General features: G+C 56.6%; 13 protein-coding genes and 4 tRNA genes. 4 read left to right on the top strand and 13 right to left on the bottom strand.

Annotated features, from left to right (window positions below):
• Nucleotides 1-408 precede the first annotated feature (408 nt).
• The 11 genes from K0B87_06300 to K0B87_06250 all read right to left on the bottom strand — a co-directional run bounded on the left by K0B87_06300 (nt 409) and on the right by K0B87_06250 (nt 10816).
• Nucleotides 409-2160, bottom strand: a complete 1752-nt coding sequence (locus K0B87_06300; protein MBW6514349.1) for an ABC transporter ATP-binding protein/permease — start codon at nt 2158-2160, stop codon at nt 409-411.
• On the bottom strand, nt 2153-3916 hold the full coding sequence (locus tag K0B87_06295; protein MBW6514348.1) for an ABC transporter ATP-binding protein/permease: 1764 nt from the start codon (nt 3914-3916) through the stop codon (nt 2153-2155). The genes K0B87_06300 and K0B87_06295 overlap by 8 nt, the downstream gene beginning before the upstream one ends.
• Nucleotides 3917-3940: 24 nt before the next feature.
• Nucleotides 3941-4018: transfer RNA gene (locus K0B87_06290), tRNA-Pro, on the bottom strand.
• 42 nt (nt 4019-4060) lie between these two features.
• Nucleotides 4061-5461, bottom strand: a complete 1401-nt coding sequence (locus K0B87_06285) for a DUF4097 family beta strand repeat protein (GenBank protein ID MBW6514347.1) — start codon at nt 5459-5461, stop codon at nt 4061-4063.
• Complete coding sequence (locus K0B87_06280; GenBank protein MBW6514346.1) at nt 5458-5817, bottom strand: DUF2089 domain-containing protein; 360 nt, start codon at nt 5815-5817, stop codon at nt 5458-5460. The genes K0B87_06285 and K0B87_06280 overlap by 4 nt, the downstream gene beginning before the upstream one ends.
• A 545-nt stretch (nt 5818-6362) precedes the next feature.
• Complete coding sequence (locus tag K0B87_06275; protein MBW6514345.1) at nt 6363-7052, bottom strand: ParA family protein; 690 nt, start codon at nt 7050-7052, stop codon at nt 6363-6365.
• Nucleotides 7049-7705 carry an HAD family phosphatase gene (locus tag K0B87_06270; protein ID MBW6514344.1) on the bottom strand — a complete coding sequence of 219 codons (657 nt, stop codon included), beginning with the start codon at nt 7703-7705 and terminating at the stop codon, nt 7049-7051. The genes K0B87_06275 and K0B87_06270 overlap by 4 nt, the downstream gene beginning before the upstream one ends.
• A gap of 3 nt (nt 7706-7708) precedes the next feature.
• Nucleotides 7709-9637, bottom strand: coding sequence for a hypothetical protein (locus tag K0B87_06265; protein MBW6514343.1), 1929 nt, complete (start codon nt 9635-9637; stop codon nt 7709-7711).
• Nucleotides 9638-9648: 11 nt separating this feature from the next.
• On the bottom strand, nt 9649-10620 hold the full coding sequence (locus K0B87_06260; protein MBW6514342.1) for an NAD(P)-dependent oxidoreductase: 972 nt from the start codon (nt 10618-10620) through the stop codon (nt 9649-9651).
• Between the two features lie 23 nt (nt 10621-10643).
• Nucleotides 10644-10719: transfer RNA gene (locus tag K0B87_06255), tRNA-Val, on the bottom strand.
• A 19-nt stretch (nt 10720-10738) separates the two neighbouring features.
• Nucleotides 10739-10816: transfer RNA gene (locus K0B87_06250), tRNA-Pro, on the bottom strand.
• A 187-nt stretch (nt 10817-11003) separates the two neighbouring features.
• Between K0B87_06250 and K0B87_06245 the strand changes: the two genes are divergently transcribed.
• The 4 genes from K0B87_06245 to K0B87_06230 all read left to right on the top strand — a co-directional run bounded on the left by K0B87_06245 (nt 11004) and on the right by K0B87_06230 (nt 15644).
• Nucleotides 11004-11079 (top strand) — tRNA-Ala (locus tag K0B87_06245).
• Nucleotides 11080-11149: 70 nt separating this feature from the next.
• Nucleotides 11150-13084, top strand: coding sequence for a transketolase (locus K0B87_06240; GenBank protein MBW6514341.1), 1935 nt, complete (start codon nt 11150-11152; stop codon nt 13082-13084).
• 27 nt (nt 13085-13111) lie between these two features.
• Entirely contained in the window at nt 13112-13507 is a 396-nt protein-coding gene (locus K0B87_06235) for a 4Fe-4S binding protein (GenBank protein MBW6514340.1), read from the top strand.
• Between the two features lies 1 nt (nt 13508).
• Nucleotides 13509-15644, top strand: coding sequence for an aldehyde:ferredoxin oxidoreductase (locus K0B87_06230; protein ID MBW6514339.1), 2136 nt, complete (start codon nt 13509-13511; stop codon nt 15642-15644).
• 1650 nt (nt 15645-17294) lie between these two features.
• Here the strand turns inward: K0B87_06230 and K0B87_06225 are convergent.
• Together K0B87_06225 and K0B87_06220 are read right to left on the bottom strand one after the other, a co-directional pair.
• On the bottom strand, nt 17295-18197 hold the full coding sequence (locus K0B87_06225) for a DMT family transporter (GenBank protein ID MBW6514338.1): 903 nt from the start codon (nt 18195-18197) through the stop codon (nt 17295-17297).
• A 103-nt stretch (nt 18198-18300) separates the two neighbouring features.
• Nucleotides 18301-18942, bottom strand: a 642-nt coding sequence (locus K0B87_06220) for a T9SS type A sorting domain-containing protein (protein ID MBW6514337.1), incomplete at its 5' end; no start/stop codon positions are given.

The following is an 18942-nucleotide window of genomic DNA, read 5'->3' as shown; positions in this document are numbered from 1 at the left end:
TGAACCTCGTTTGTATTTGGCTTGTATAATATTGTGCCACAATATAATACGAGGTTCTTTTGTCAAGAACTATTTTTAACTATCTTCCTGTGTCCCAGAAGATTAGACATGTGGGAAAGATCAGTTAGATTTTGGAGACAAGATAATCACTATATATGATTTGTCAACATGGAATTTGTATTAGACGGATTGAACGGATAAAAAGAATAGATTGGGGATGAACAGGATCTTTTGAGATCAAGGGGATCACAGATCAAAGGTCTGTATGTCACCTAAGAGTTCAATTCCCTTCGGAGCTAATCTGCGTAATCTGCGGGAAACTCTTTTTATCCGTTCAATCCGTCTAATCCGTCTAATCCGTTGGGGAAAAATTGATGATCTGTGTCTCTGTGCGTCTGTGCTTTAAAATCACTTCAGGTGTTCGTGCAGGAAGTCGTGGTAATCCTTGTTGCCAAAGACCAGTTCCTCATGCGTGCCCTGATGGCAGAATCCGTGCTCGTCGATATAGAGCACCCGGTCCACGTAATGCAGGGTGGAAAGGCGGTGGGAGATCACGATCGCTGCTATGCCGGGATAGTTGGCATTGATGTCCTGCCAGAGCTTTTCCTCGTTCTCCGCGTCCAGGGAGGCGGTGATGTCGTCCAGGATCAGAAGCTGAGGTCTTTTGATCAAAGCCCGGGCGATGGTGATGCGCTGTTTCTGGCCCCCGGAAACGCCCAGTCCGCGTTGTCCCACCCGGGTCTCCTCTTTCTCCGGGAAAGAGGCGATCTCATCCTCCAGTTGGGCTGTATGCACCGCTGTGGCGTATTCCTCGCCGGAAGCCTGATCCACGGCAAAGAGCACGTTGTCTCGCACGGAACCGGTGAAGAGCAGCGGGTCCTGAGGCACATAGGCTATGATCTCGCGCAGGGCGGCCAGGTCGATGTCTTCCAGCGAAATTCCGTTGACCGTGATCCTGCCTGAATCCGGACGCAGCAAGCCCAGCACCAGATTGGCGATGGTGGTCTTCCCCGCTCCGGTGGAGCCCAGGATCAGCAGCCTCTCCCCCTCTTTGATCTCAAAGCTGCACTCGCGGATGGCCGGCTCGCTCTTGCCCGGATAGGTGCAATTCACCTGCTCGAAGCGCAATTCCCTGATCTGGCGGGGTTTTTCCGTCCCTACCCAGGTGTCGTTGAAGCTGGGATAATCCTTCATGTCCTCGAGGCGGTCGATATTCACGAAGGCCTGCTTGCCCGAAACGAAGAGCTGCGGCAGGTCCAGCAGCGGATAGATCATCATGCTCAGGTAGGAATAGAACATGAAGAAGGTGCCCACGCTGATCGTGCCTTTTACTGCCATGTAGCCGCCGAAGAGGATCACCCCGATCTGGGCGAAGTAGTCGATGTACTCATAGATCAGGTGCAGGATGGCGTTCAGCTTCACCACGCTCATTTCCGTCTTGAAGCGGCGCGCCAGAGCTGTGTCGAAGAAGCGGTTGTATTTCTCCTCGCTCACGAAGGCCTTGACGATGCGGATCCCGGAAAAGCTCAGTTCCAACTGGCTGTTGATGTCGCTGATCGCCTGCTGGTTGCGCTCGAAATTCTTATACAGCTTGTCCGAGGTGACGTAAAAGACCACCATCATCAGGGGCAGGGGCGCGATCGAAAGCCAGGTCAGACGTGCGTTGATGCTGAACATCACCACCAAGGAAAAGGCGATCAGGGAAAAGGAATTCACCGCCCGGAAGATCCCGGAGCAGAGGAACCAACTGATCTTGGGGAATTCACTGAGGTCGTCCGTGAGGCGGGTGACCACGTCGCCGGTGCGGTATTTGAGGAAAAAGCGGAAGTCCTTGCGGATGATGAACTTGAAATAGAACATGCGCAGGTAGTGCTCGAAACGGATGTTCACCCAGCCGCGGAAGGCGGGATAGAATCCGGTGATGAACTGCGCGAAGCCGATCGCCAGCAGGATCCAGATGATGCGGTTGACCTCGTCCATCGGCTGGGGATACTTGCCCGGGAAGGAAAGGATGTCCCGCAAAAGGTCGATCAGCCGCCTGAACACCAGGGGATGGACGATGGCCGTGGCGGAGCTGCCCAGGGTGAAGAACAGCATGATCAGGAGGAACCATTTCTGCTTCATCCACTGCTCGATGATCCACTTGATGTGCTTATTCATCCGCATCTTCGCCGCCTATCAACTGCAGTTCCACCAGTTTGCGGTAATCCGCCGAAAGCTCCATCAACCTGTGGTGCTGGCCCCGGTGGATGATCTGGCCGTCCTTGTAAAAGAGGATCTCGTCCGCGTCCAAAACTGAGGTGAGCCTGTGCGCCACCACCACGGCGGTCTTATCCGAAAACACGGTCTTCATGCTGCGCTGGATCTTGGCTTCGGTCTGGGGATCGATGGAGGCGGTGGCTTCGTCCATGATGATGAGTTCCGCCTCGAAGGCCAGGGCGCGGGCGAAGCTGATCAATTGCTTTTCGCCCTGGGAAATGTTCTGTCCCCGTTCCGCCAGTTCGCTGTCCAGGCCAAGGTTCTGGCCGCGGATGAACTCATCCAGCTGCACGATGTTGATAGCTTCCCTCACCTTTTCCGCGGGTACCAGATCGTTATAGACCCGCACGTTTTCCAATATGCTGCCCGGAAAGAGGAAGATGTCCTGCAATATCAGCCCGATCTTGCGCCGCCAGGCCCGGAACTCGATCTCGGAGAGGGGCACCCCGTCGATCAGGATGCGGCCCTTCTGCACCGGATAGAAGCCGCAAAGCAGGCTCATCGTGGTGGTCTTGCCGCTGCCGGAAGCCCCCACCAGAGCGATCTTCTGGCCCTTGGGAATGGTGAGCGAAACGTCCTTCAGGATCCAGTCCTCGCCCTTGTAGGCGAACCAGACGTTCTCAAAGCGGATCTCATGCTCGAAGGAGGGCAGCTTCGTGCCCGTGAACAGCTCTTCTTCCGAGCTCAGTTCCGTGAGTTCCAGGATGCGTTTCAGGGATACGAAGGCCCGCTGGATCTGCATCACGTTCTCCGAGATCTGCATCAATGGCCAGATCATGCGGAAGATGTAATCCACAAACACGATCAATGTGCCCAGAGTCACCGCCCCGGCGATGATCCGCGGAGCCGTCATGCGCACGATCAGCACGAAGAACAGCACCTGGAACACGAACATGAACACGCTCTGCGAGCCGTATTCCGTGAAGGAAGTGCGCGTTTCCAGCCTGTATTTGTCTGCCGAGGCCTCCTTCAGGTCCTCGTAGACCCGGTTTTGCTGGTTCAGCGATTGGATCACCTGCATGCCCTGCACGTAGTCCGTGATCTTGGCCGTCACCAGCGCGTATTTTTCCCGGATCTGCCGGTAAAACTTGGAAAGGTACTTGATCAAAAAATAGTAGCCCACAATGGCTACCGCCATGGAGGGCAAAACGTAGGCCGCGACGCGCCATTCCCGCAGAAACAGCACGATGAACACGCCGATGAAGAAAAACACGTTGCCGATGATGCGGATGGAGAGCTCGGAAAACAGCGCCTTGACCCGCTCCGCGTCGCTTTCAACCCTGGCGATCAGCTCGCCCACCGGCTGTTTGTTGAACCACTCGATCGGCAATGTGAGCAGGTGGCGGAAGACCTTGGCCTTGAAATTGGTGATGATCTTGATGCCCAGGCGGGAAAGCAGAACGATCTGCAAATAGGAGAGCAGGCCCGAAACCAGCACCGCGCCGATGAACAGGAACCCATAGCGGAACATGTGGTTGACGTCGCCGCTGGGAATGCTCTTGTCGATGATCTCGGCCAGGATCAGGGGGTAGATCAGCTGGGTGGCCGAGGTCAGTAGCATGGCGCAAAGCCCGAACAGCAGAAGCCCCAAGTCCTTTTTCACATATGGAAAGAGAAGCTTGAGGTAATATGAGATGCTTTGTTTCTGCTCGGACATGGTTGTTCCCCAAAATAAAAAGAATGGTCGGGATGAGAGGATTTGAACCTCCGACTTCTCGGTCCCGAACCGAGCGCGCTTACCGGACTGCGCTACATCCCGACCGGTTTGCTCAAACTTTGCCGAGCCGTTGTTCTGTCAAGATTATTCTTTGCTGATGGCCTTCAACAGGCGTTCCGCCTCCTCCGCGGTGATCTTGCCGCTTTCCAGCATCTCCAGGATCTTGACGCGGCTGCGTTCGTCGACCTCATCCCTTTCCTTGCCGCTCATGCCTTTGCTGCCGGCTTTGGCGAAGGCGTTCTCGATCACCTTGTTGATGTGGTCCTTCATCAGATCCATGTCCCGGCGCAGGTGGCTGCTCTCGCCGCCCCCTTCGCCGAAGGGTTCCTTAACCTTGCGGATGATCACTTTCAGGGCGTCCGCGACCTCATTGCCGATCTGGTCCACGTTGCTGACGACCTTGTCCTTGGTCTCCTGCACGTCGAAGTTTTCGATCGTGGCCTTGAGCTTGTCCAGAGACGATGTCAGGGTGTTTTTGACCTTTTCCTCCGTGATCGAGCCGATGGCCTTTTCCACCGTCGCCGTAACAGATTCCAGGATCTTCTCCAACTTTTCCTTGTCCTCGGGCTTGACGGCCTTGTTGATCGTATCCTTCATCTCGCCGATCTTCAGCATGATGAAGCCGAGGTCGGAGCGGCCGCCGGAACTGAGCTTGATCACTCCGTTCTCCGTCTTGACCCGGATCTTGTTCAGTCCCTCGCCCCGGCGGATGATCTTGTGGCCTTCGCCGCTGCTGTGTTCCGCTTCGAAATTGGAGGTCAGGATCCCCGCCTCGGTCTCAGCGTCCAGCTCGAAGTCGAAATCTTCCGGCAACACCAGATGCACGACGCCGTTCTCGTTTTCGAAGTGAAATTCGCCGTTCTCGACCGGCAGGGTCTCAAAATAGATCACGCCGTTCTCGTTGCTGATATCCACCTTGTGGTAGCCAGCCAGGCGGATCTTGATCGGCCCGTTCTCGGATTCCACCTTCAGTAACTCGCCGCCGATCTTTTCGGCGGAAAGCGGGCCATTCTCCAGCTTCACTGTCAGGTCGCCCTGGCAGTTATGGACCTTGACCGGACCGTTCTTGTTCTCAAGGTGCATGAAGCCGCTGCACTGGCTCACCATGATGGGGCCGTTCTCGTTGTGGATCTCCAAATTGTTGTTCAGGCCTTCGGCGCTGATGGCCAGATTGTCGGTCTCGGCCTCCACGTCGTCCGCGGCGGGAACGCGGATCCAGACCGGGGACCTGCCGGTGCCGAAGAACGGTTCCTTCAGGTCTTCGATCTCCTCAAGTTCGATCTCCACCACCTGGCCGGACCGATGCACGTGGAAATAATCCTCGAAATTCTTGTCTTCATAAGGCTCCTGCAGGCTGAGCGCGGCCTCGATCTCGATCTTGCCGCTCTCCGAAGCCCCGATGCGCAGGGTGGACATGTTGTTCACGATCTTCACCTTTTGCACGTCGGCGAAGTCATAGTCCAGTTTGATCTTTTGGGTTTTCATGATTTCCTCCTTGTTTGAATCATGTTAACAGCCTCCTCCACCGATATGAAGCCCTGCTCCAGATCGCTGAAGATGTCGCTGAAATCCAAGTTGGGCGTTTCCCCTTTGGCGATGGCCCGGATGATCTCTGCCAGCCGGTTCTTCACCGTGGGATAGGATATGCCCAGGCGCTTCTCCATCTCGCGAATGTTGCCCTGGGCGATGATGAACAGCTTGACGAATTCCAGCTGTTCCGGGCTCAAGCCGGCCAGCCAGGAATTGCTGAATTCGCCCCTGAAACTCACATTGCAAGAGGGACACAGGTATTCCCGGATCACCAGCTCGCCTTTGCAGATGGGGCAGGATGTCATGTTCATGGGCATCTCCTTGATATTCTCAACTACAACTTAAATTATCTTGAGATCTTGTCAAGGACTATTTTGAATATTTTAATGCCTGCCTGAATTTCCATTTTCGCCAGACCCGATCCAGGCCTCTCCCCCCCCTGTTTCCTGATTCACCCGCCTCTTGCCCGCCTCCCGCCGAGTAACCGCCCGTTCGGCGGGTGGTAAACGGGTGGTATGCGAGTGGCAAGTGAGCTGGGAAAAAGCGCGGAAAAAAGGAACACTGGCACGCTGGAGTCGCTCACGCTGGAGTCGAGCGAGGAACGAGCATGGACTCCAGCAAGATTTATCAGGTCATCGTTAGCTTCTTTCCTGCAATACCCATCAGGTCATCGTTAGCTTCTATCCTGGAGTCCATGCGGGGCGGAAGCTTAACCTGGAATATGAACAGGATAAGTCACAGGCCGCCCCGCTCGACTCCAGGGAGGCCGCTCGACTCCAGGGAGGCCGCTCGACTCCAGGGAGGCCGCTCGACTCCAGGGTACCGCTCGACTCCAGGGAATATCTTGGGGTAAAGCTCAGATCCCTTTCAGGGCCAGTCCTTCCCAGGGTTTTTTGAGGGTGTAGGCCATCACCAGGCGCTGTTTCCCGCCCAAGCCGTCGGGAACGATATCCGCGTGGGAATCCAGCACCAGATAGCGCTTGAAAGGCAGGCCGGTTCTGGCGCTGCATTCATCCAGGATGGCGATGCCCTGCTCAACGATCTCCGGGGTGGTGTGCTCCATCAGGTTGTTGTTGCAGACAAACTCCGTGATCTTGAGCTTGGAGGCGAATTCCAGCTGGGCCTTCATTTGCAGGACCTCCTCCACGCTGGAGGTGAAGGGGCGGAAAGTGTTGACCACAAAGAGCATGGCAAAGCCGCGGGCGGACAGGGCGTCCACGAAGCGGCCCAAAGTGCGGCAGCCGGCAGGATCGCCGCCCACGTCCAGGACCACGGTCTGGCCATAATTTTCGATTGCGCCCTTGATGCGGGGCGAGAGCATGGGCAGGTCGGCATGCTTGAACTGGCCTTCGGGGGCGATGACTTCGATGCCGAGGGCGGCAAATTCGTCGCGTACGTCGCGGGAACGGAAATAGGGGTTGACCACGTCCATGTCCGCGAGGACGACCTGTTCGCCAGGTTTGTTGAGGCTTTGGGCCAGATGGATGGAAAATTCGCTTTTCCCGCTGCCATAGGCGCCGATAACGATGTAGAGGGGTTTGTTCATAAATGTAAGAGCTCGCTCAGTTCAGAGTAGTTGGCCACAAAATGGTCCGCCAATTCCTTGATGCGGGGCAGCAAATCCTCGCTGTCCGCGTCGTAGATGGCGATGGCGGTCATTCCGGCGGCCTTGGCTGCCTGCACGCCGGTGAGGGTGTCTTCGATCACGGCGCATCGGGAAGCCGGCACCTTGAGTTCGGCCGCGCATTTGAGATAGATGTCCGGCCAGGGCTTGCCCAGCATCGTTTCGTCGCCGGTCACCACAGAGCGGAAATAGGGCCAGATGCCGTTCTGGGTGAGGGCTTTTTGGGCCAGGTCCTCGGAATTGCTGGTTCCCAGGCCGATCGGAACGTTCAGCCTGTGCAGCTTTTCCACCAACCGCTTCGCGCCGGGTTTCAGTTTAACGTCATGCTCATAGTGCCAGCCGACCATCTCCGTCCATTCCCGCATGATGCTTTCCGGAGAGTCGGGAAGTCCAAAGCGATCCCTGAAATACTCAGCGGTGCGGATGAAGCTGTTGCCATTGGGCAGGTTGTCAAAGAGGTCGCGGGGCACGGCGATGCCGCGCTTGTGCAGGAAATCGCGGTCCACCTTGCGCCAGAGGCCCATCGAGTCGATGAGGGTGCCGTCCAGGTCGAAGATGATGGCTTTAAAATTCATGCGTCAGTTCAGGAAAAACCAGCGCAGGGAGGCCTGCAGCGTGGCGGGCAGGGGATAGACCCCGTAGATGGAGGTATCGGCAAGGTTTTTGTAAAAGACGGTCAGTTCGAATCTGTTGGTGATGAGCACTCCGGCCCAGATATCCGCGATGGCGGAGGTTTCGACCTCATAGAAGCGGGGATCGGAGCTCAGGTAGGCGCTGTGGCCGGTGAGGGAAAATCCTGCAAAGAGAGCGTTCCCATAGGGGAGTAAGCGGGTCAGATTGATGTGGCTTTGGTATTGGAAAACCGGCTCTTCATAGAGTTCGGCTTCGCCGCGCCAGGATACCGACGGAGTCCAGTCCAGTTGCCATTCGTTCATGCGCTGGCTGAGATTTCCGCCCAGCTTCAGATAGATGAAGTCCCGGGCGCCGCTCAGGCTGGCTTTTTCCCCTGTTGTGGGAATGACCAGGGCTCCCGGATAGTTCAGGTTCTTGTGCCCCAAGGTCAGGACGGCGCTGGAAGACTGGTTGAAGCGATGGCGCAGATAGGCGCCCAAATTGCTGTTTTCGCGGACCTCCACCCGGGGCAGGCTGCTTCCTTCAAGATAGATATCCTCGGTGCTCAGTTGCGCCACGGAGGGGTGACTGGTAAAGCGAAAAACTCCGCCCAGATCGAACTTTTCCCAGGCGTGGAATAGGTCCCCGGATATCCGCGGCAGTTCGAGGTCCACCAGGTCTGCCTGAACTTCGCCGCCCAGGAGGGGAAGGCTTGATCTGAAGCCCAGTCCAGCCACGTTTTCGGGATCCTGGTTCGCCAGGCTGAAATTGCGCTGGGCGAACAAGCGTGTAAAGGAAGGGGCCAGTTCCAAACCGCCGAGCAGGAAGCTTTGCCAGACCTTGAGCTGCAGGGCGTCGTTATGCAGGGTCTGATGGAACAGAGGGGAACGGGAGGTTTTGTTCTCGTTGAACAGCCCGAGATTGACCCAGGGGGACTTCCAAGCCGCGTAAACTGTGCGGTAGCGCCTTTCAACAGGGAAGTTCTGGGTTTGCCAATATTCCGGCCTGAGGTCCAGCATGGAAAGATCGGATATCTGGTCCGCGAAAGCGAGTTCAAGTCTGGTTCGGCCCAACGGCGCGCTGAGGAAGAGTTTGACGGCGTTTCTTCCGGAATCCTGCTGGAGCCAATATCCGCTCTGCACCAGAAAATCCAGGCCCAAATAGAGGCCGTCCACTCCCAGGAGCTGGTTCTTTTTCACGGCGCCCCTGGCGGTGAGCTGCTCATAATCGCCGATGCCCACCTCAATATCGCTCAGGGTCACGTGGTAAGGATAAACCTGATCGGCATAGGCGATGCCCAAAGCAGAATCCTGCCTGTGATAGATGCTTCGGGCTCCATCTTCCAAAACGGGACGGGAAAAGGCGGAGGCATGGGGTTGGAAGCCGTTGATGGAGAGCGGGGCGAACTCATCCGGCCTCCGGTAGGAGAAATATCCGGCCCGGTAAGCCTCGGGGAGGGAATTCAAACCGTTAAGCAGGCTGGGGTCATGCTCCGGATGGCGGTGATTGAGGTCTTCCCTGCTCCTCGCGATCCAGGCCTCGATCTCCGGCAGGATATCCTCAGCAGGGACTGCTTGGGCGCCAGGGTCGAAAAGCTGTTCGATGCCGAGCAGGGCGTCGAATTCCTGGCTGATGCCGAGGGAATCCGCCAAAGGGTATTTATGGATGCTGAGATGGTCGGCCAGGAATGGGATCAGCTCTTTCTTGCCATCCAGCACTTCGACCAGGGCCAGGCTGCTGTCCGGCAAAACCTTGACCCGGATCAGCACTTCCGGCGGGTCGTAGCTGCGCGACCAATTATCCGGCAGCACGAGGCTTGCGCCTTTGAGCAGGAAAGCAGTGTCCTGGGCACTTAGTGTGGCAACGCAGGCCAGCCCAAGGCAGATCAGGGCCATTAATTTCCCAGTCACAACCAGCCCTTGCGGCGATACCAGTCAAAGGTCTTGCGCAGATTTCCCTCCAGGTCCGGCTGGGGATGCCAGCCCAAGATTTTGCGGGCTTTGTCGATGCTGCAGACCCAGTTGACGTTGACCAATTCTTTCATCTTCTGCTTGTTGACGAGGGTGCTGCGGCCGGTTATCCGCTCGAACAATTCCCCTGTATGGAAGGCGATAACGGCCAGCGGCACCGGAATGACGATGTCGCGGGGTTTGACGCCCAGAATTTCGGCCACGCTGGCCATGAAGCGTGAATGGGTATAAACCTCGCCGTCGGCGGCAAAGAAAACCTGGCCCGCGGCCTGCTCCAGTTCGCAGCAATAGCCCATCAGAACGCAGAGTTCGTCGGTGTGGATCAGGTTCAGGTACTGCTCCTTGCGGCCAATGCGGAAAGTGACGCCCGCCTTGACAGCCTTGAAGATCTTGAAGAAATCACGCTCTCCGGGGCCATAGACAGGCACCGGCCTCAGGATGACCCACTCCTTAACGCATTCGGCCCTGATCAACCTTTCGGCCAGAAGCTTGCTGCGTCCATACCAATCCACCGGCGCGGAGGGATCCTCTTCCGTGACCTGCTCGCTGCCCCGGGAAGGGCGCGAAGCGGCCTGGGAGCTGATAAAGACGAGGCGCCTGCCTTTGGGGCTGCGGTTAAAAGCCCGCAGCACTGTTCTGGTGGTGACAACGTTGGCGGCGACCATCTGCTCAAAAGTGCGGGTGCGCAGGCTGCCGGCGTTGTGGATGAGGATCTCCGTCTCGGCCAAAGCTTCGGCCAGTTCGTCCTCAGAACCGTAATCCGTGCGGAAAACAGGGATGGCGGGATCGAGCAGGGAGGTGTCCGAATGGGGCCGCACGATGGCCAACACGTCGTTGCCCAGCGTGTGGAAATAGTTGGCCAGATTGCTGCCCACGAATCCATTGGCCCCTGTTACGGCTATTCTCATCGTCCATCCCAATTCCGAAACCGTGGTGGGCGCTAAGGGACTCGAACCCCCGACATCATGCGTGTAAGGCATGCGCTCTTCCAGCTGAGCTAAGCGCCCACGGGATCTCGTATAATGCTGGTCGGGGTGAGAGGATTTGAACCTCCGACTCCTGGTTCCCAAAACCAGTGCGCTAACCGGGCTGCGCTACACCCCGCAGTTTATCCAAACAATTTTTCGCCTCATTCTTGTCAAGGTGATTTTCCAGAGGGCAAGGTTCTCCTCTCCAACAGCCGGACCAATACCTGGCTTGAAACCACTCGACCGCTTCAGAGAAGAAGGGCAATAAATTCACTTGACAGATAAGCCCCCCTCGGAAAGTTTGCCCATACTTACCAGACATTGGGGCATTAGCTCAGCTGGGAGAGCGCATGACTGGCAGTCATGAGGTCAGGAGTTCGATCCTCCTATGCTCCACCAAGGTTTCAGGCGGTTTGCCTATCGCGAATATGGGTCAAACCGCCTTTTTCATTACAAATCGAGGTGACAGATGACAGACAGCAAAACGGATATGCATTCCACCCTGAAAGAGAAGGCGCGGCAGTCCCGGGCGGCGATCTTGAGCATGACGACCCTGGCCGGAAGCGGCCATCCCGGCGGATCGATGTCCTCCATAGACCTGCTTTTGGCGCTCTACAACGTGGCCAGCTACAATCCCCAGAAACCCTTCATGCCGGAGCGCGACCGGGTCGTGGTGAGCAACGGCCACATCTCCCCCGGGGTCTATTCCGCCCTGGCTTTGAACGGCTATTTCAGCCTGGAGGAAGCCGTAGCGCAGTTCCGCCTGCTGGGCAGCCGCTTTGAGGGGCATGTCGAACGGGAGGTGGAAGGGGTGGAATGGTCGAGCGGAAACCTGGGACAAGGCCTCTCCGCAGGCGCGGGCATGGCTTTGGCCTCTCGAATAAAAGACATACCCTATAGGGTTTACGTGCTTATGGGCGACGGCGAACAGCAAAAGGGGCAGATCTCCGAAGCTCGCCGCTTTGCCGTCAAGTACAAGCTGGACAACCTCACCGCCATCATCGACTACAATGGCCTGCAGATCAGCGGAAACATCAGTGACGTGATGCCCCAGAACATCCGCCTGGATTGGGAATCCGAGGGCTGGAAGGTGCTGGAGATCGACGGGCACGACTTCACGGAGATCTTCCAGGCCTTGGAAACCGCCAGGAAAGCCAAACAGCCGGTCATGATCCTGGCTCATACCGTGATGGGCAAGGGCGTCCCCTTCATGGAAAACCAGGCCAAATACCACGGCTCCGCGCTGACCGAGGAACAGCTTGGCGAAGCGCTAAAGTTCCTGGACCAACCCAACCGGATGAAAGAATACCGCAAGCTGCGCGCGGATTTCAAAGCCAGCCCCCTGCCCACAGCCCAGTTTGAACTCAAATGCGACCTGCAGTCGGGCCAGCCCATCCTTTATGACAAGGAGACGGACAACCGCAGCGCCTGGGGCGCCGCCATCGCCGATCTGGCAGCGATAAACGCGGATAACCCCACCCCCATCGTGGTGGTGGATTGCGACCTGCAGGCCAGCGTGAAGACAGCAGCCTTCGAGAAGGTGATACCCGAACGCTTCATCCAGAGCGGGATCATGGAGCACAACTCCGCGGTGCTCAGCGGGGCACTCTCCGCCAGCGGGATCCAGACCTTCTGGTCGGATTTCGGCATGTTCGGCCTCGACGAAGTTTACAACATGCAGCGCCTCAACGACATCAACCACACCAACCTCAAGGTGGCGCTCACCCACGTGGGACTGGACGTGGGCGAAGACGGCAAGACCCACCAGTGCATCGATTACATCGGCCTGTTGCGCAACCTCTTTGGCTTTCGCCTGATCTGCCCGGCCGACCCCAACCAGACCGACCGCGTCATCCGCTGGCTGATCAACAAACCGGGCAATTACCTCGTAACCATGGGACGTTCCAAGGTCCCCATCATCCGGGACGAGCAAGGCGCTTTGTTCTACAAAAAGGATTATAACTTCGAATATGGCCAGGCGGACGTCTTGCGCATTGGCAACAAGGGCTGGGTCTTCGTGACCGGCACCCCCGTCCACAACGCCATCAAAGCTTTGGACAGCCTGCGCGAGGAGGGGATCTACCTCCAACTGGCCTATGTTTCCACACCGCTGGAACTGGACAGCGAGATCATCCAGAAAGCCGCCCGGACCGGACTCATCTTCAGCATCGAGGACCACAACGTCCATAGCGGACTGGGTTCCATCCTTGCCGACCGGATGGTCGCGGAAGGCCTCTGCTCGAGGTTGGTCAAGATCGGCGTGGAAAGCTACGCCGGCTCAGGGACTTCGGACGCGCTTTACAAATGGGCCGGGCTGGGCAGCGACGCCATCAGCGCCCGGATCCGCCAAGAACTGCAAAAAAAGATTGACGTACAGACATCCGGCGCCAAAGCTGGTTTATAAAGCTAATATCCTGCAAGGGAGTATGTTATGAAAAAAGTTCTGATGACCTATCCGCAGAACTGCATCGCCTGCCACGCCTGCGAAAGCGTCTGCTCAAACCTCTATTTCAAGGTTGACGATCCCGCCTTCTCCCGCATCCGCATCACCGAAGCGGAACCGGAGCCCCATATGAACGCCTGCAACCAGTGCGGGATCTGCGTCCAGACCTGCCCCACCCTGGCGCTGACCATCAACAGCCAGGGTGTGGTGATGCTGAATAAAAACCTCTGCATCAGCTGCTACATGTGCGTCGCGTCCTGCCCCACCGGCTCGATGTTCCGCCATTTGGGAGGCCTGGCCCCCTTCAAATGCATCGCTTGCGGAAGCTGCACCGAAGCCTGTCCGGCCGACGCCATCAGCATTGCCGAAACCAAGGAGATATGAAATGACCGACCGAAAAATCCTCGCCGAATTCAGTTATGACCTCAAGCCCCTGGAAAAGGGCTACAACCGCCGCACCCTCTATGTGAACGTCGGCAGCAAAGAGATCAAATCCAAGCCCGTCTCAGACATGATGATAGACAAATTCGTGGGCGGCAAGGGCTTCGACCTTTATCTGATGTGGCACGGAGTCAAAGACGACACCAAATGGAACGACCCTGAAAATGAGATCTGCATCGGCTTCGGACCCCTCTGCGGCAACACCAACTACCCCGGCAGCGGAAAATCCATCGTCACCACCATTTCCCCCCTCACCGGCATCCCCGTGGATTGCAACGTGGGCGGCCATTTTGGCCCCTACGCGAAGTTTTCCGGCTGGGACGCCATCGAGATCCAGGGCAAGGCCGAAGAGGAGCTGATCGTCTTCATTGACGGCGACAAGGGCAGCGTGCGCATCCTCACCGCTCCGGATGAAGAAATAAACAGCCACATCCTCGCCGAGGAACTGATCAAGGAATTTGCCGACAGCCCGGACAAGCACCAGTTCGTCTCCGTGGTCTCCTCCGGCAAGGGCGCTGAGCACGTTCCCATCTCCTGCCTCAACTTTTCCTTCTGGGACAAGCGCCGCAAGGTTGCCAGGCTGAAACAGGCCGGACGCGGCGGCACCGGAATGGTCTTCCGGGATAAGAGGATCAAGGCCCTGGTGGTCAAATTCTCCGGACTCAAGGGAGACACCAACCATCCCGAGGACCTGGAGACCCTGCAAAAGACCGGGCTCAAGCTCCACCGCGAGATCGAGGAAGGCGATTCCAGCCAGTGCCACATGCGCGAGGTCGGCACCGCCCATTTGGTGGAGATCATGAACGACTACGACCTGCTCCCCATCAAAAACTTCAAATATGGCCAGATGGACGAAGCCAAGGGCCTCGCCTCCTGGGAATTCAAGAAGCTCTTCACGCAGGGCATGCCAGACGGCTGTTGGTATGGCTGCTCCCTGGCCTGCTGCAAGGCCGTTGATGGCTTCATCCCCCGCAGCGGGCCCTACAAAGGCAAATCCGTGCTCGTTGACGGCCCCGAATACGAGACCGTGGGCGGCTGCGGCTCCAATCTCTGCATCTGGGATGCCAAAGACGTGGTGGAATTGAATTTCTACTGCGACACCTACGGCATCGACACCATCTCCTTCGGCACCAGCTGCGCCTTTGCCATGGAATGCTACGAATACGGCATCCTGAACAAGGAACGCACCGGCGGCATCGACCTCACCTGGGGCAACGCCGACGCGGTCTTTGAACTGATCCACCAGATGGCGCGGGGTGAGGGCTTTGGCGTGATCGTGGGCCAGGGCGTGCGCAAAATGAAAGAGACCTTCGCCCGCGAATATGGAGCCGATCCCAAGCTGCTGCAGGACATGGGCATGGAAGCCAAGGGACTGGAATATTCCCAGTACATGTCCAAGGAATCCCTCGCCCAACAAGGCGGCTACACCCTCGCCCTGAAAGGCCCGCAGCACGACGAGGCCTGGCTGATCTTCATGGACATGGTGAACAACCACATCCCCACTTTTGAGGACAAGGCCGAAGCGCTGCACTACTTCCCCATGTTCCGCACCTGGTTTGGCCTGCAGGGGCTTTGCAAACTCCCCTGGAACGACATCGAGCCGGCCAACAACGCCGAGACCGACGAACCCGCCAAGGTCCCCGAACACGTGCAAAACTACGTGGACATCTACACCGCCATCACCGGCAAGCCCCTGGACAAGCATGAGCTGATCCGCCAGTCCGAACGCGTCTACAACTTCCAAAAGGCCTTTTGCCTGCGCATGGGCAGAGGACGCCGCATCGACGACGTGCCGCCCTACCGCGCCGTGGGGCCCGTCACCGAAGAGGAATACCTCTCCCGGGCCGAACGCTACGACAAGCTCCTGCAGGAAAAACAGGGCATCGACCCGGCGGGAAAATCCACCGCTGAAAAGATGGCCCTCTTGCGCGCTTTTCGTGAAGACCAGTATCAGCAGCTCATCGATGCCGTCTACAAACGCAAGGGCTGGACCCCCGAAGGCGTGCCCACCCTCGAGCACTTGAAAAACATCGGCATGGACCTGCCGGAAGTGCTGGAAGTGGTGAAACGCTTCCTCTGACCCCTGATCCGGAAAGCCCATCTTAACTGACGCCGGAACCAGCTTCCGGCGTTTTTTGCGCTGGAGTCGAGACCGGCACGCTGGAGTCGAGACCGCCAAGCTGGAGTCGAGACCGCCAAGCTGGAGTCGAGCCCGCCACGCTGGAGTCGAGACCGCCCTATACCCATTTCACTTGAAAGATATCGAAAGTTATTTTGGGGCGGGCATGGACTCCAGCAAGAACCATTGGGTGTGGCAAATTCCGCTTTGCCACAGCGGCCGAAGGTCGCTTTAAACGCTCAATCGGGCTCCGCCCGATAGCCGAAGCGGAATTCGGCCTCCCGATCCCCACTGTACGGTAATCCTGGAGTCCATGCGTGCCGGAAAGAAACCTATCGTTCCAGAAGTTTAGCTATCAACCGGCCCGCTCGACTCCAGGGAGGCCGCTCGAATCCAGGGATTTCGTCCTGGCAGTCCGGTTTATCAATTCTATCAATTAATCAATTCGCCGCCATACCCCGGTTTATCAATTCTATCAATTAATCAATTCGCCGCCATACCCCGGCTTTATCAATTAACAAATTAACAAATTCGCGCCTTATACCCCCTTTTCCCAAACCAGATCCGGAAGAGGGAAGAGTACAGCTAAGCTACTGTTATATATAGTATATAGATATAATATATACTAATATAGTAGGAATTAGTATTTAGATAGATATATACTATATATACCATATACTTACATACTCCAAGCGTCACTCTTGGGGTTTTGGGTCTGGTGGGGGGGGGTAAGACGGGTTAATTGGTTAATTGGTTAATTGGTGAAATCGATAGAGAATGAAAAGGTGTGGTATGGCGGCGAATTGATTAATTGATAGAATTGATTAAATCTTCCAGAGTAAACAAGGAGGATATGGCGGCGAATTGATTAATTGATAGAATTGATTAATATGCCATGATCGGTCGGATCGATTTTTTATCACTTCCATCACTTCACCACTTCCCCGCCATACCACCCCTCTGCCGGTTCGGATTCTGAATGTGGACATTAACAGATCTTAAACCTATATACAATAGTTATATATGTATATAAATACTAATTCCTACTATATCAGTATATATTATATATAACCATATGTATCTCATATATTTAAACCATATCCTCCCCCCTTCCGGATCAGGTTCTGAAAAACCCGGTATGGCGGGGAAGTGGTGAAGTGATGGAAGTGATAAAAATAATCTGGGTGTGGTAAGGCGGGGAACTGTTGAATTATTCAAACTATTCAATTAGTGGATCGGATACAACGGGGAATTGGTGAATTGGAGGAATTGGTGAAACGGATCTCAGAAATAATCGCAATCCCTCAAAAAAAACCAGGAAAAAGACTTGACAAAGCCCCATTTTCTCATCCGTATATTTATGGAGGGCACATTTATGAAGCAGGTGTTTTTGGTGGAGGGAGCAGCCAAAGGCCAATTCGCTAAAGGGGCTGGTAGGTCCTTATGGTTTGGCGTGCCTGACTTCCCTGTTTATTCGCCCTTTTCCCCAGCTCACTGGCCTCTGGTACACTTCCCGCCGACTTCCCCCCGAACGAGCGGGAACTCGGCGGGAGGCAACCAGGAGGCGGAAAGGCGGGGAAAAAGGGGGAAATGATGGGCGGAAGCGGGGTCTCAGGCCCTTTTCATCACGCGGGAAACGGTGAGGCCGAAGATGATCACGAGGATGGCGAGCACCTGGAGCAGGGACAGGCGTTCGCGGAGGATGAGCACGGCCAGGAGCGAGGCGATCACCGGTTTGAGAAAGAAATAGAGCGAGGCGGTGTTGGCGCCGAGTTTCTTCATCCCCTCAAAGAAATAGACATAGGCGACCCCGGAGACAATCACGCCCAGGTAGAGCATGATCAAGGCTGTCTTCCAATCGAGGTCCAGGAGCAGAGGCTGGCCGGTGAGGGCGTTGAAAATGAAGAGCAAAACAGCCCCTCCGAGGAAGGAAACACTGTTGGTGAGGATGTTTCCGTGCCGGGCGACGCTGCGTTTGGTGAGCACTGCGTAAAGCCCGAAGACGAGGGCGGCGGCCAGGGCAAGCGCGATGCTCAGAGGCAGGTTCAGGTAGCGGGACGAGCCCAGTTCCCCTTCCCCAGCGATCAGCAGGGCGATGCCAGCCAAGCCCGCGAACAGCCCAAGGATTTGGGTTAGATTCAGCTTTTCGCGCAGGAGGAAGAAGGCGAAAACGCTCACGAAAAGGGGGTTGGAGCTCACCAAAACGGCGCTCAGCGAGGCCTTGCCATAGAGGATGGAAAGCTGGAGCAGGAGCATGCTGAGGCAGACGATCAGCACCCCCAAAAAGGCCATCAGCGCGAGATCGGCAAGGCGCGGCCGACGATTGCGGGGACGAGGCTGAATGAGGGCGAAGGGCAGCAGCACCAATCCGCCGATGAGAAAGCGCCAGGCGGTGATCGCATAGGGCGAAACCTCCGGCCCGAGGAACTTTCCTGCCAGTTCCAGGGTGGACCAGAACAGGATGCCCAAAAAGCAATACAGGTGGCTGTGGGGATGGGAGAGGTTGACCTTCATCGGAGGGACACGCAAAAAAGGGCCAGGCGGCCGTCGGAATCGCTTCTTCCGGCCGCAAGACCCATATCTTCGTTCAATTAATGGTTGATCAAGGCCCGGCGGCTTACTTCATCAGCACCATTTTGCGGGTGGATGAGTATGAGCCGGATTTCATGCGGTAGTAATAGACTCCGCTGCTAACGAAAGCGCCGCTGTCATCAGTCCCGTTCCAGGTGAGGCTGTGGGTGCCTTTCTCGCTTTGCAGGTCCCAAGTCTTGACGGCCTGCCCCTTCTGGTTGTAAACCGTTATCTGCACCGGCTGGGCTTTGTCCGAATAATAGGAGATGGTGGTGCTGGGATTGAAGGGGTTGGGATAGTTGCCGATCAGCCTGGAGGCGGCGGGCACCGCGGTGGCGTCGTCATTGGAGACGGGGGGATTGAAGTCGGCCAGCATGCGGGCTATGACCTGCGGGGTCTGGTTGAACTGGTTGACGATGGCGCGCAGGTTGAAGTTGCCCTGATGCATTGGGGTGCCGATGTAATCCGCGTCGTAGAACTGGGTGCGGAAAATGATCGAGCCCGTGGCGTCGAGCAGATTGTAGTCCTGTCCGGTGGCGTAGTTGCCGCTGGCAGTCTCGAAATGGACGGAGTTGATCCGAACCAGGCGGGATTGGTAGAACTCGAGGTTGTTGTTGATCCCGTTGATGGTTACGGTTGGCGTGATGATCGTGTTTGCGGTGGAGGTGGCCGGACCGGGATCCATGGT

This window comes from Candidatus Syntrophosphaera sp. (assembly GCA_019429425.1).
Classification (GTDB): domain Bacteria; phylum Cloacimonadota; class Cloacimonadia; order Cloacimonadales; family Cloacimonadaceae; genus Syntrophosphaera.
This window is presented reverse-complemented; position numbering and strand designations above follow the sequence as displayed.

Coding starts and splice junctions, on each gene's coding strand:
- K0B87_06300 (MBW6514349.1), bottom strand. CDS start 2,160: ATGAATAAGCACATCAAGTGGATCATCGAGCAGTGGATGAAGCAGAAA.
- K0B87_06295 (MBW6514348.1), bottom strand. CDS start 3,916: ATGTCCGAGCAGAAACAAAGCATCTCATATTACCTCAAGCTTCTCTTT.
- K0B87_06285 (MBW6514347.1), bottom strand. CDS start 5,461: ATGAAAACCCAAAAGATCAAACTGGACTATGACTTCGCCGACGTGCAA.
- K0B87_06280 (MBW6514346.1), bottom strand. CDS start 5,817: ATGAACATGACATCCTGCCCCATCTGCAAAGGCGAGCTGGTGATCCGG.
- K0B87_06275 (MBW6514345.1), bottom strand. CDS start 7,052: ATGAACAAACCCCTCTACATCGTTATCGGCGCCTATGGCAGCGGGAAA.
- K0B87_06270 (MBW6514344.1), bottom strand. CDS start 7,705: ATGAATTTTAAAGCCATCATCTTCGACCTGGACGGCACCCTCATCGAC.
- K0B87_06265 (MBW6514343.1), bottom strand. CDS start 9,637: ATGGCCCTGATCTGCCTTGGGCTGGCCTGCGTTGCCACACTAAGTGCC.
- K0B87_06260 (MBW6514342.1), bottom strand. CDS start 10,620: ATGAGAATAGCCGTAACAGGGGCCAATGGATTCGTGGGCAGCAATCTG.
- K0B87_06240 (MBW6514341.1), top strand. CDS start 11,150: ATGACAGACAGCAAAACGGATATGCATTCCACCCTGAAAGAGAAGGCG.
- K0B87_06235 (MBW6514340.1), top strand. CDS start 13,112: ATGAAAAAAGTTCTGATGACCTATCCGCAGAACTGCATCGCCTGCCAC.
- K0B87_06230 (MBW6514339.1), top strand. CDS start 13,509: ATGACCGACCGAAAAATCCTCGCCGAATTCAGTTATGACCTCAAGCCC.
- K0B87_06225 (MBW6514338.1), bottom strand. CDS start 18,197: ATGAAGGTCAACCTCTCCCATCCCCACAGCCACCTGTATTGCTTTTTG.